We start from the raw sequence: 12,300 nt of genomic DNA on the forward strand, positions 1-12,300 counted from the left end.
ATCATGGAAGTCAGTTCCTCTTTTCGCGAGACTTTTGTTCACTTAGTGAATGATATTTTTCCGGAACTTACAACCGGTGAACCGCTGTTTAACGTCCTTGCCGCTAGTGCAATTTTGCTTGTCTCTGTGGTGATTTATATCATTGCTCGCCTTTTAATTAGGCCTCAAATTGCGCGAATCGTCTATAAGTCGAACAACGTGTGGGACAACGCGCTACAAGAGTACGGCTTTTTTAGACGCTTAATGCACCTGTTTCCGGCGCTATTTATTTATATAACCACGCCTATCCTGATCGATGAAGGTGCTGTATTACGTGGCTTTTTAATCAAAAGTGCGCAGCTTTATATGCTTTACAGCGGATTACTTGCACTTTACGCCATGCTCAGCACCGTTGAATATGTATACAACTCTTCTTCGCTGGCGAAACGAGCCCCGATTACTGGCTTCATTCAAGTCACCAAGCTTGCTTTCGCTATTGTGACTATATTGCTCAGTATTTCTTTAATTGTTGATAGAAGCCCTCTGCTGATTGTGTCGGGTCTTACCGCCATAGCCGCCGTACTACTTCTCATTTTCAGAGATACGATCCTGGGTTTTGTCGCTGGAATTCAAATTGCGGCCAACCGTATGTTTAATACTGGTGATTGGATATCGATGCAAAAATACGAGGTTGATGGCGAAATTAAAGAAATTGGTCTTACAAATGTTAAGGTGCAAAACTGGGATAAAACAATTTCTACCCTCCCTACATACAGCCTTACTACGGAAGCAGTAAAGAACTGGCGCGGAATGCAGGAGTCTGGCGGACGTAGAATAAAACGTGCAATTTATTTAGACATTCACTCTATAAAGCTATGCGACAACGATATGCTAGAGCGGTTCTCAAAAATTCGATACATCAACGACTATATAGAGAAGAAAAAGAATGAACTGCAGGCCTACCACAGAGACTCTTCTATTGATGAGTCTGACTTGCTGAACAGCAGACGTTTGACGAACGTAGGAACATTTCGCGCGTACTTAGAAGCGTACTTGAGAAAGCACCCTCATATTAATCAAGAGCTTACATTGATGGTAAGACAGCTCCCGCCAAATGAGTTGGGGTTGCCACTTGAAATTTATTGTTTTAGTGCAAGGCAAGACTGGGTGGACTATGAAAAAGTGCAGGCTGACATTTTTGACCACGTAATTGCAATGCTCGACCCTTTTGATTTGCGAGCCTACCAACGTGATAGCCATTTAAGCAGCTTACACTTAGCCAGAGAGGTTGAAAAAACGTCCGGTTAATTCCTTTCATATTGCCATTGGCTACAACAGTAGCGCATAAAAAACCGGCTTTGTGAGCCGGTTTTTTGTTTTTATATTATCCGCAGTTCTACTAACTTATTGCGTAAGTCATTAGTAGAAAAATAACTAAACCAGTTACGCCGAAAAAGCCATACTCTACTTTTTCCTGCATACCTTCAGCACCAGTTTTTGCTGTAATAAAACCCATAACGATGCTGCTAAGCCCAAGCGTAAAGGCAATTAGCGCAACACCGAACATAATTGCATTAATCCAATCAGCCATTGTGTTAACCCCTTAATTTAATTGGGCGTATTATGCATCAATTCATCTCTATTGAACATATTTCGGTGGGGTTTAATTTTATGAGAAACAGCAGCAATTGAGTAAAATTTGATCGTAGTCAAAATAACTACTTTATTAGCATTTTTGCCAAAAATTAAACTTGCTGTAATTTGTTAGAAAAAAATAAAAAGTTAAACCATTGAAAATAAATGACTTTAATATGTGGCATCTGCATTGCTAAAGCTTATGTATCAATGAGCTAAACCGTCTGTGACATCCAGCTCATCAAATAAACAATGTTTTTATCGTTAAGTCACGATTAGGGATTTTATAATGTCGAACAAGCTTTTACTTTCAGTTGCTGTAACTGGCGCATTACTAAGTGGTCAGGTTTTGGCTCATGATAACAGTTGCGATATCGAGTTAGATGGTCAATTGCAATATTACCAAGGTGACCTAACCGTAAATATGGACAATGGGTCGATTCTTAACATTAACTCTAATCGCGACCTTACAGTTAACGGTGAAACAATTGCGTTAACTAAAGACCAGCAGAGCTACGTAAACGATTATTACAATAGCATCGATACAGCAATTCCAATGACCTTAACAATAGCAAGTGAAGGCTTAGAAGTGGCGAGTGTAGCGGTAACCGAGGTTTTTGGAGAATTGCTTGGCAGCGGCAGTGACCTTGATAACGATTTCCAAGCGCTGTTCTACTCTCTCGATCAAAAATTGGCTCGCTCCTTTTACGACGATGCAGGCAACATTCGAGTAGACTCTTCAAAATTTGATGAGCCTGGTTGGTTTGACGAAAGCTGGGAAGCTGAGTTTGAAGAGCAAATTGAATCATTAATTAGTGAGTCTATGGGCCGCATTCTTATCGCTCTTGGTACACAGATGTTGTGGGAAGGGGGCGATATGTCTGAGTTTGAGCAAAAAATGGAACGTTTTGGAGACGACCTAGAGTACCGCTTAGAAGCAAAGGCAGCATCGCTTGAAGAAAAAGGTAACGCATTGTGCGATGTGCTTAAAAAGGCTGATTATGCAGAATCAAAAATGCAAGCTTCTATACCCGGTCTAGATGGCTTGAACCTTATAGAATTAGAAGGTCACAGCGAGTTAAGAATGTAAGTAAAGTAGCGACAAAACTTAGCAAAAACATAAGAACTTTTCTGTGTTAAAATAAAGAAGCTGAACGCGAAGGTGTTCGGCTTTTTATTCATTTTCACTACTCCTCAATTTCCCTCTCCACTCACAAATACATATTAGCCTGATATACTGAAAGCTATAAATGAATGCCATACAAATTTTAGTACGGATGTTAGGACACATAGCTTATGCAGAAAAAAGTAGTGATTACAGGTTACGGTTGGATGGCGGGTTATCTAGGAAATGCGTTGTTAAGTAGCGATAATACTATCAACGCAACCATAGTGGGCACAACACGAAATGATGAAAAACGTAAATCCCTTGGTGAACAACAGATCACAGCGATTAAATTTGCCCTTGGCGATGATACCGCAGAGCTATGCAAGCATATGTCTGGCGCGACCTTTATTATCAACATTCCACCAGGTAGAAGAAACACTCAGTTAGATGGCTTTACTCAGCAAGTTATTGCACTGATTGATGATGCAGTGGCAGCGCAGGTGGCCCATATTATTTTTATCAGCACTACATCGGTATACGGTGATAGCACAAACGAAACACTCACTGAGTCAAGCTCTACCGCACCTGAAACAGCATCGGCAAAAGCACATGTAGCGATAGAAAAGCATTTAGCGTCAGTGTCGTCGCAGGTTGATTATACAGTGCTTCGTTTGGCGGGCTTGGTTGGTCCAGACCGTCACCCTGCACGCTCATTAAGCGGACGGGAGTTGCCTGCGGGCAACAAGCGTATAAACCTTGTGCATATTAGTGATGTGGTTAACGCTCTGGTGAGTGTTATTCGCACTCCGTTGCAAAACAAAACTCTGCACCTATGCAGTGAACTTCACCCTAAACGCGGCGAATATTATGCTCGCGCAGCATCGGCGCTTAATCTCCCGTTGCCCATCTTCTCTGACACCGAATCTGAGGCCAAAGGCAAAGTAGTTGATGCCACAGCAAGCTGGAAAGCATTGAAGATTACTCCTCGCTTTTCAAACCCAGATGATATGTACTCCGGTAAATAATAAGCCAGATTTACAATAACTAAAAAAGGGATGGCGTTTGCCATCCCTTTTTTTGAATGTAACTAATATTAAATTGCGACTATTAAATTACAACTAATAAATTACAACGTGCACTTTTGTAACGACAACAGCGCCCGTATTATGATTAACCGAACAAACTTACGCCGAAGTATTTAACTGCTACTGTGTTGGCGAAAATGACCAGTAAGATTAGCGGAATAAACGTTTTAAGCGAAATATCGACGTATTTTTCGAACCAGCTGCCGCGATAATCACTGCTGCCCTCTTCCAGTGACGCATTGAAGTTAGTGGTTTTCCAACGGTAGGTAACAAATAAGCAAATCAATAAGCCATTCAGAGGCAGTATGGTTTCGTAAAAAACATCGATGATCACATCAAAGAATGACTTATCGGCTCCAGCGTAACTTACAAAGGTGGTTAACGCCTCAATCTTACCGAAGGAAAGTGCACTTAAGATAGCTAGTACTATCATAATACTTCCCAACGAGGTCAGCGCCCATTTACGGCTTACACCTTTCTCGTCCATTAGCGCTGCTACCGGCACCTCAAATATTGAAACTAGCGAGGTAATAGCAGCAAAAAATACGAGTAAGAAGAACATGCTAGCAACTATTGAAGCGCCTAAATAACCGATAGACTCCTGCAACGCCAAGAAGATACTTGGTAGATAGGTAAATATCATACCTACCGAAGACTCGCTTAAGTCATTAGGGTTGATGTCTGGGTTGAAAGAGAAAATGGCGGGTAAAATCATTAAACCAGCAGTAAATGCAACCGCAGTATCAGTAAGTGCCACCAGCTTTGCAGAAGTTGGTACGTCAGCCGATTTATCTATGTAGCTGCCATAGGTAATGAGGATCCCCATTCCTAACGATAGCGAGAAGAAAGCTTGGGCTAAGGCGCCGTTTATTACCTCTGCATTTAATTTCGAAAAGTCAGGTACAACATAAAACTTGACTCCCGCCATGGCGTTATCTTGCGTCAAAACAAAAATAACCAACCCAATAAGCATCACGAAAAGAGCAGGCATAAGAAGCTTTGCCGCTTTTTCAATTCCCTCTTTAACACCGCCTTGCAAAATCAGATACACCACCCCAACGACGACAGCCATGTAAGCGAAAATCGAAGGAGAATTTATAAAGATACCAAAGGTTTCTGGGTCAGCGAGTTTGTCTAAATTGCCACTGACAGCCTCGTATAAATAACCAAAAATCCACACTGTAATAACCATGTAAAACACGGCTATCATAAATGGAGTCGCTATTGCTAACCACCCTGCAAGTTTCCATTTTGGACTATTGTTACTGATTGAGTTGTAGGCACCTAAAGGGTCCTTTTTTGCATGACGACCCACTGACATTTCAGCCATCATTACAGGCAAGCAAATCGCGAATACAAATATGGCGTACATTAATAAGAATGCACCGCCGCCGTTTTTTGCTGCTCCTACCGGAAAGCCAACCAAATTACCAATACCAACTGCAGAACCTGCAGCTGCCAAAATAAAACCTATGCGCGATCCGAACTGTTCTCTGGCCCCGCTCATATCCCTTCCTCTTGTTGAGTTATTGTTATGTTTATCAGGATGGTATGTTTTGAAGTGACTCACAACGGCGTCAACGCCTTGTATTCCAGACTCTATAGACCACGTATAGGCTCTACAGGCCAATTAATACGCTGCACCATACCCCAAAAGATATGGTAACAGCAGTGTAATAAAAAGTCTTGAGGTTGAACTAAAGGAATCGTAACAAAGCGTATTACCAAGTTACCACTTCGCAATCCCAGTCGATAAAATGGCAAATTTGGTCGCGATCTAGCTTTGAGACGTGGGTAAAAAGCTGATCTGCGGTAAACTCAGGAGTGAATAGTTTTTTAGCAGCAACATTCTTTTGAAATGGCTTTGAAAGCCCAGTGTCTACCGTTCCAGGGTGATAACACACCAGCATGGCGTTTTTCACTCTGCGTTTATATTCGATTGATGCGGTCTTCACTAGCATGTTCAGAGCTGCCTTCGATGCTCTGTAACCATACCAGCCGCCAAACCCGTTATCGGAAATACTGCCCACACGAGCACTGAGGCACACAACAGTAGAGTGGTTTTTGTCCATTACGTTAACCAAATGCTTAAGCCATAAGGCAGGGATGATAGAATTCACCGCAAAGTAAGATGACAACGCTGATTCGTTCATGTCTTCCAAGCGTTTTTCAGGTTTCACGCCTAGCTCGTCGTTTTGCAACATCCCTGTTGTAATAACCACGTTATTTAAAGTTGTACCTTGGCTTTTTAGCTCATCGACGAAAGCCGCAATATTGATTTCATTATGCTCTGTCATAGCTTTTGCCGTAACGGTATTGGGCCAACTGTCGTCTGTAGCGCCGCTTCGACTCACCGCAATAACTTCATCGCCGTTGTCAGCATAGCGTTTAACAATAGCTCTACCAATGCCGCCTGAGGCCCCAATAATAAGTGTTTTATTTGTCATTGGTTTCTCCTGGTATACAGCGATCGCAACCGCGTTTTTTGCCCGTTAGCAGATAGGAAATAGTATATCTATGCTTGGCAAACACATTATAAAAAGCATCTGCAATTATACGAATTCCGGGCCACCGTAGTGGCGCATACAGCCAGCCCACCCCAACAGCTTTCCATGCTTCGTGAGTAACATCGAGGCCCGTTATTAACGTGCCATCATCTCTGAGTGCGTGTATTCTGGCATTGAGTGCGTGCCAGTCTAATGTGGGATAGCGCTCGTTAAAGCCCGGCTCTTGAATATCAACCAGCGTTAATCGCTTGTGCTTGTCTCGTTTTCTGAGGTGCTTCATTTCTGTCATGCACAACGGACAATAGCCATCATAAAAAATAATCACTACAAAACCTCAAGTTAATTGGAAACGTACTAAAGCGCACGAAAGGTGTTTTTTTATTTATTATGCGTTTATACGCTAAAAAAACATGCTTGGATGACTTGAGTTAGACGTAGGTGAAACCCACACTACTGTCATTGAAATTAAGAGGTTTTATCATGGCAAATTTACAGGTCGCTACGCTAGCTGGCGGGTGCTTCTGGTGTATTGAATCGGCATTTAATTCTGTCGATGGAGTTGAAAAGGCATTATCTGGCTATGCCGGTGGCGAAGACCCAGCGCCTACATATGAAAAAGTATGTGGTGGCAATACCGGTCATGCTGAAGTGGTACAGGTAACGTTTGATGCAGACAAACTTACCTATCGCGAGGTTCTGGAAATTTTCTTCGCACTGCACAACCCAACACAGCTTAATCGCCAGGGAAATGATGTTGGCACTCAATATCGAAGTGCAATTTTCTACCATGACTTAGGTCAAAAAGCCGAAGCTGAAAAGATTATTGCCGAGATAAGTAACGATGAAATCTGGCCAGACCCAGTCGTTACAGAAGTTGTTGAGATTAATAACTATCACGAAGCCGAGAGCTATCACCAAGATTATTTTAAAAATAATCCACAAAACCAGTATTGCTCAATGGTGGTGGCTCCAAAACTGGCAAAATTTAAGAAGACGTTTGCTTCTAAGCTTCGAAGCTAAGCCTAGATAACGCTGGTCTCTCATAGACAATTTATATCCAATTGATAGGCAATAAAAAGACGGCAGCCAAGAGTGCCTTATCACAAGGGCACTTGGCTGTTTACACCCGCGCTGTTTTACGATATACCGCTCAAAAACTACTGAAACCAACTTGGATTTAGGGGAAGGGAGAATAGCAACGGAGCTAAGTCTTTATATTTCTTCTCATCTACCTGACAAGAGGCATTTTTAAGATAATTTTTTTCCCAAGGATCGTTAATTATCCATAGGGTATTTTGCATCACCACCAGTCCCTCCATTGAAGCATTATCCATTACATAATCGCTGCAAGTTTCATTACCCTTCACTTTAAAAGTGATAGGGACTCTTAGCGTTGGCTGTCTGGCTGCAGTATCAATAACCCAAAGTTCATTGTCGTTTCTAGCCGCAGCTAAAAGGTACGTTTTCGCATTCTCTGTATGCAAGGTCAGTCCGTTTATGGGGTGATTGCCCGCAGCAAAAGTAGGCAGCAAAAGCTTAGGCTCTTGCACAACGGCAAATTCTGTTGAAGAGAAAAAGTCGTTATTTACATCAACGGTAAAAATGCGCGGCTGCCCTGCGATATCCTTTTCTAATCCCAGATACAAAGTTCCATTATCATCCATGGTTAGCCCTTCAATACCATCGTTAGGAAAATTCCCTACATTGAATTTGGCGGGAAATTGAAGAGGACGCACATGGGTCATCGTGAAATTTCCGTCTTGCTTTCGAGCTAACCGCACCAGTAGTGTGGGGTAATCTGTAGACCCCGTGTTGCTGTATTTCGACTCACAACGAGGGCTTAATGCCCCAGTTCGAGTGGCATCTTCGGTTACGGTGTAAATAACATCATTGTCTCGAGGGTCTACAGCTAGCGCTTCTAAATCAGGCTCTGTGCTTAAATAATTATAAAAACAACTTCGCGCTACCCGAGATGAAAAAGTAAATTTGTCGGTGGATGAGAGCAGTGTTGATGATGCTGGGTCAATGCGATGTAACTTTAACTGCTGACTTTTCTCTGCACTGGCGTCTGCAATTGTTAACAGCTCTCCATCTAAGGCAACCAATCCAGATGTTTGCGGGTCGTACATAACATCGCCATTGGGCTTGGTTATCCATTGTCCTGTTGTGACAGCAGTCATATCAGGCTTTTCAGGAGTAATGACAACCTCTTGTGGTTCGCTACATGCGGTAGCAAGAAAAAGAAAAACGCTACCAAGTAAAGCGTATTTTTGCATATCGATAGTTCTCTTATATTCAGTTATTTGTTGTGTCAGTTATTAGGGCATGTTGGTCTTTGCTGAACACAGAGCGCTTTAAAAACAGAAAGCAAAGACCGATATCCCTAATAAGCTTAATGCCCTAATCAAGCTGCGGATATTACTTATTTCACCCTTTATTCGTGCACTCAAATTCATTACTTCAAGTTTATACCTTCAAAAAAGCCAATAAATCGTAAGGCAAAATATTCTTACTCAAACGCAAGATCCTAAGTTGAGTGATTGCTATATTTAATAGTAAATATGAATAAATTGTAAGCGAGTATACAGAGCATACCGTTTAGGAACAAAAAAGAGTAAAGTGCTCACAAGGAAGCTGAAAAAGTAGAAAACGAGGCATTAACTATCTCAAACCATCAACTCCCAGTGGTCATTGCCGGCCCTATTGTTCGCAAAGTAAGTAAAGATACTTGTCATATATGGTTAGTAACCTCTACGCCAAACGCGCCAACAATATCGCTAACGCAAAATGATGAGGCTATCGAGCATCAGCCGCACACAGAAACTGTTCAAGTGGGAAAGTTAGCCTTTATTCACCTTTTATCAGCAAGCACACCCACTGCCTTTTCTAACAATGTACGGATTAATTACAACCTCTCGTTTGAGAGTTCCGAGTTTAATAATAGATGGCAAACAGAACAGCAAAAATTGCTATATTCAACGCAAGAAAGTTTGAGCTTTCATTACACTGATGCCCCCGAAACGATATTGCATGGTTCCTGCCGCAAACCTCATTTTGATGGCGAAGACGCGCTAGCGCAGGTCGATAGACTTATAGAGAAAGGGCTAACATCCGGAGTCTCTCTGCCGGACGTACTGCTAATGACGGGGGATCAAATTTACGCCGATGATGTTGCTGGCCCCATGCTAAAGGCGATACATCAGTGTTGCGACTTACTTGGGTTGTATCATGAATCGCTTGAAGGGGCTACGATTACAAACACTCAAGACTTAGCCTCTCATCCTCACGGATTTTATGAGCGACAGCAATTGCTGCCGCGAATTTCAACCAACACGGTGCTGTCATCTCTGTTTTTTGGCGCTAAGAAGAAACCTGTATTTACGTCGGTGAATGCGCAGAACCATCTCATTGGTAGCGCCGAAATTCTCGCCATGTATTTTTTGGTATGGTCAGATAGCCTTTGGCCGCTTATCAATATTGAAAACACCCATATCCCGGCAAAATATATCGACAACTTTCAACACGAACAAAAAATTATAGCGAGTTTCGTTGAACAACTACCCGCTGTTAGGCGTGCTCTAGCGCATGTTCCTACCTACATGATTTTTGATGATCACGACGTAACCGATGATTGGAATTTAACTCGAGGTTGGGAACAAGAAGTTTATGCCAATCCCTTGTCAAAGCGCATGATTGGTAATGCGTTAATCGGTTATTTACTTTGCCAAGGATGGGGCAATGCTCCTAAAAAGGTCGAACCCCTCATACGACAAGCTCAGCAAGTATTCAGTACTAGAGAGCTAAACGAGCAAGATAGTTTTATCAATAACTTACTCGACTTTAATAACTGGCATTATCGGCTTGATACCACCCCGCCTATCGAGGTTCTCGACACTCGCACGCAGCGATGGCGCTCTGAATCTAGTTTAAATAAACCTTCTGGTTTAATGGATTGGGAGGCACTATGCGACTTTCAACACGCCATCATAGGCAAAGACGCTGTTATTGTTGTTTCTGCAGCACCTATTTATGGGGTAAAAGTGATAGAGGCCATTCAAAAGGTGTTTACGTTTTTTGGTAAGGCCCTCACCGTTGACGCGGAAAACTGGATGGCTCATAAAGGTACGGCAAACGTTATTCTCAACATATTTAGACACTATAAAACGCCGCCTGAGTTCATTATTTTATCTGGCGACGTTCACTACTCCTTTGTTTACGATGTTCGCCTTCGTTTCAGACGCAACAGTCCTCATATCACCCAGTTTACTTGCAGCGGCATGAAAAATGCGTTTCCCGACAGGCTTATCATCTGGTTCGATCGGCTTAATAGACTACTTTACAGTTCAAAATCGCCGTTGAACATTTTTACACGGAGAAGAAATATGTCGGTAAAAGCCAGGCATCCCAACAGCGGCTCTGCAGAACTGCACAATGGCTGTGCTATTGGTGTATTAAATATTTCACACAAAGGCAAGGATGTTCGTTGCAAAGCTTTGTTGAGTAACGGTAAAGAGGTAGAATTCCCGCCAGTTAATAACGACTAACGAAAGAAAGAGGTATCGAATGAGTGATGGCGCCCTGTCTATAGGTTTATTTTTTGGCTCAACAACCTGTTATACCGAAATGGCAGCGGAAAAAATTCAAGCTCAGCTTAATAGCCTTTTCGATGACAACGTAGTCGAACTTCATAATATTAAAGACGTAAATTTGTCTCGTACTGCCGACTATGACATTATTATTTTTGGTATTTCAACGTGGGATTTCGGTGAGTTGCAAGAAGACTGGGAGTCTCATTGGGAAGATGTTCATCGTTTAGACCTGTCGGGTAAAACTATCGCTCTTTTTGGTTTAGGTGACCAATTGGGGTATGGCGAGTGGTTCCAAGACGCCTTGGGCATGCTTCACGACGCCATTCTACCCTCTAACTGCAATATAATCGGTTATTGGCCCAATAAGGGTTATGAATTTACCGCTTCAAAGGCACTTACCGAAGATAAAAGCCACTTTGTGGGCTTGTCGCTGGATGATGAAAATCAATATGATCAAACAGATGAGCGCGTGGAAGCATGGTGCGAGCAACTTCTTATTTCTCTTGTTTAACTAAGGTTTAGCCTTAATGAAAAACAAAAAAACCTAAGCACCACAAATTTGAGAGCGAAAGACGTGGAAACGAAAGGCCGCATCCACCAGCCATTTTACCGCAACGAGCCTAGCCACCGGGACGGTGCTGATGTGTCGTTTCAAGATATAAGAAAGCTATTCAACTTTGCCACCATTACTGTAGGTCGTTGGGTAACTCCCGAAGAGCAACAAATAGCGGCAAACTTATTTTTTGATGCGCTTTACGATCTCACTACCATTCTCAATATTAATGAGCAGGTTTTATCCCTCAACGGCTCGCTTTCACTTGCTTTTGGAAGTGGCGGACAAAAAAATGCGAGCGCTCATTATAACAGTGCGAAGAGACAATTAGCGTTGGCAAAAAATGCTGGGGCAGGCGCATTGGCGCATGAATGGTTTCATGCCTTTGACCATTATATAGCACCACGTATGTTTGAGGCATTGTCGCCAGGCACCTTTGCCACACAAGCCTGGCTCGACAATGCGGTTATGAACCCTCATCCACTTAACCAAAAGCTAAGTGATTGCTTTTCCATAATGTTTTTAGATCACAATAAGCGACCTAACGAGTATTTTGTAAAATCCGTAGAGGCTGATCGAGCGCTGAAAACATTTTATTACGCTATGCCACAGGAAATGGCCGCCAGGGCCTTCGAATCGTGTATACAGGACCATCACATTAAAAATGCATTCTTGGTGCAAGGTACAAAAAAGTCTACAGAAGCTAGACTTGGCATTTATCCTCATGGTAATTTGCGTATAACACTCAATAAAGCATTGATGTTGTATTTTTACCAATTAGGCGTCGCCATTTCACACAAACGCTAACAACTCTGCGTGCAATTACCGTGAAATTGAGCATTTT

Annotated in this window: 12 protein-coding genes; 7 read left to right on the forward strand and 5 right to left on the reverse strand. The window is 42.4% G+C overall.

Annotated elements, in window-relative coordinates; genetic code table 11:
* Positions 1-3: 3 nt before the first annotated feature.
* Complete coding sequence (locus CW735_RS16280; protein WP_100972939.1) at positions 4-1,287, forward strand: mechanosensitive ion channel family protein; 1,284 nt, start codon at positions 4-6, stop codon at positions 1,285-1,287.
* Between the two features lie 91 nt (positions 1,288-1,378).
* On the opposite strand, the gene CW735_RS16285 is transcribed toward CW735_RS16280, so the two are convergent.
* Complete coding sequence (locus CW735_RS16285) at positions 1,379-1,570, reverse strand: hypothetical protein (protein WP_100972940.1); 192 nt, start codon at positions 1,568-1,570, stop codon at positions 1,379-1,381.
* Positions 1,571-1,903: 333 nt separating this feature from the next.
* Between CW735_RS16285 and CW735_RS16290 the strand changes: the two genes are divergently transcribed.
* Positions 1,904-2,704, forward strand: a complete 801-nt coding sequence (locus tag CW735_RS16290; protein WP_100972941.1) for a DUF2884 family protein — start codon at positions 1,904-1,906, stop codon at positions 2,702-2,704.
* 206 nt (positions 2,705-2,910) lie between these two features.
* Positions 2,911-3,747 (forward strand): NAD-dependent epimerase/dehydratase family protein, encoded by an 837-nt coding sequence (locus tag CW735_RS16295; RefSeq protein ID WP_100972942.1) that lies wholly within the window; start codon positions 2,911-2,913, stop codon positions 3,745-3,747.
* Positions 3,748-3,892: 145 nt separating this feature from the next.
* On the opposite strand, the gene CW735_RS16300 is transcribed toward CW735_RS16295, so the two are convergent.
* The 3 genes from CW735_RS16300 to CW735_RS16310 form a co-directional block, all read right to left on the reverse strand.
* A complete protein-coding gene (locus tag CW735_RS16300) occupies positions 3,893-5,314 on the reverse strand; it encodes a sodium-dependent transporter (protein WP_100972943.1) in 1,422 nt (473 codons plus the stop codon).
* 214 nt (positions 5,315-5,528) lie between these two features.
* On the reverse strand, positions 5,529-6,254 hold the full coding sequence (locus CW735_RS16305) for an SDR family NAD(P)-dependent oxidoreductase (RefSeq protein WP_100972944.1): 726 nt from the start codon (positions 6,252-6,254) through the stop codon (positions 5,529-5,531).
* On the reverse strand, positions 6,244-6,639 hold the full coding sequence (locus CW735_RS16310; RefSeq protein ID WP_071980611.1) for a thiol-disulfide oxidoreductase DCC family protein: 396 nt from the start codon (positions 6,637-6,639) through the stop codon (positions 6,244-6,246). The genes CW735_RS16305 and CW735_RS16310 overlap by 11 nt, the downstream gene beginning before the upstream one ends.
* Before the next feature lie 155 nt (positions 6,640-6,794).
* Here CW735_RS16310 and msrA point away from each other — a divergent pair, with 155 nt between their 5' ends.
* A complete protein-coding gene (gene msrA, locus CW735_RS16315; protein ID WP_071980612.1) occupies positions 6,795-7,334 on the forward strand; it encodes a peptide-methionine (S)-S-oxide reductase MsrA in 540 nt (179 codons plus the stop codon).
* Positions 7,335-7,471: 137 nt separating this feature from the next.
* On the opposite strand, the gene CW735_RS16320 is transcribed toward msrA, so the two are convergent.
* The gene (locus CW735_RS16320; RefSeq protein WP_071980613.1) at positions 7,472-8,590 is read right to left on the reverse strand and encodes a hypothetical protein; all 1,119 of its coding nucleotides are present in this window, start codon (positions 8,588-8,590) and stop codon (positions 7,472-7,474) included.
* A 408-nt stretch (positions 8,591-8,998) separates the two neighbouring features.
* On the opposite strand from CW735_RS16320, the gene CW735_RS16325 reads away from it, so the two are divergent.
* From CW735_RS16325 to CW735_RS16335, 3 genes are all read left to right on the forward strand, one after another.
* Positions 8,999-10,858: an alkaline phosphatase family protein gene (locus tag CW735_RS16325; protein WP_232368308.1), complete on the forward strand. Its 1,860-nt coding sequence runs from the start codon at positions 8,999-9,001 to the stop codon at positions 10,856-10,858.
* Positions 10,859-10,877: 19 nt separating this feature from the next.
* A complete protein-coding gene (gene fldB, locus CW735_RS16330; protein ID WP_100972946.1) occupies positions 10,878-11,414 on the forward strand; it encodes a flavodoxin FldB in 537 nt (178 codons plus the stop codon).
* 63 nt (positions 11,415-11,477) lie between these two features.
* Positions 11,478-12,263 carry a CLCA_X family protein gene (locus CW735_RS16335; RefSeq protein WP_100972947.1) on the forward strand — a complete coding sequence of 262 codons (786 nt, stop codon included), beginning with the start codon at positions 11,478-11,480 and terminating at the stop codon, positions 12,261-12,263.
* Positions 12,264-12,300: the final 37 nt, after the last annotated feature.

Source organism: Alteromonas sp. MB-3u-76, from assembly GCF_002831605.1.
Lineage (GTDB): Bacteria > Pseudomonadota > Gammaproteobacteria > Enterobacterales > Alteromonadaceae > Alteromonas > Alteromonas hispanica.

Excerpts from the sequence above, each read along its gene's own strand:
- CW735_RS16280 (WP_100972939.1), top strand. The coding sequence starts at position 4 with ATGGAAGTCAGTTCCTCTTTTCGCGAGACTTTTGTTCACTTAGTGAAT.
- CW735_RS16285 (WP_100972940.1), bottom strand. The coding sequence starts at position 1,570 with ATGGCTGATTGGATTAATGCAATTATGTTCGGTGTTGCGCTAATTGCC.
- CW735_RS16290 (WP_100972941.1), top strand. The coding sequence starts at position 1,904 with ATGTCGAACAAGCTTTTACTTTCAGTTGCTGTAACTGGCGCATTACTA.
- CW735_RS16295 (WP_100972942.1), top strand. The coding sequence starts at position 2,911 with ATGCAGAAAAAAGTAGTGATTACAGGTTACGGTTGGATGGCGGGTTAT.
- CW735_RS16300 (WP_100972943.1), bottom strand. The coding sequence starts at position 5,314 with ATGAGCGGGGCCAGAGAACAGTTCGGATCGCGCATAGGTTTTATTTTG.
- CW735_RS16305 (WP_100972944.1), bottom strand. The coding sequence starts at position 6,254 with ATGACAAATAAAACACTTATTATTGGGGCCTCAGGCGGCATTGGTAGA.
- msrA (WP_071980612.1), top strand. The coding sequence starts at position 6,795 with ATGGCAAATTTACAGGTCGCTACGCTAGCTGGCGGGTGCTTCTGGTGT.
- CW735_RS16320 (WP_071980613.1), bottom strand. The coding sequence starts at position 8,590 with ATGCAAAAATACGCTTTACTTGGTAGCGTTTTTCTTTTTCTTGCTACC.
- fldB (WP_100972946.1), top strand. The coding sequence starts at position 10,878 with ATGAGTGATGGCGCCCTGTCTATAGGTTTATTTTTTGGCTCAACAACC.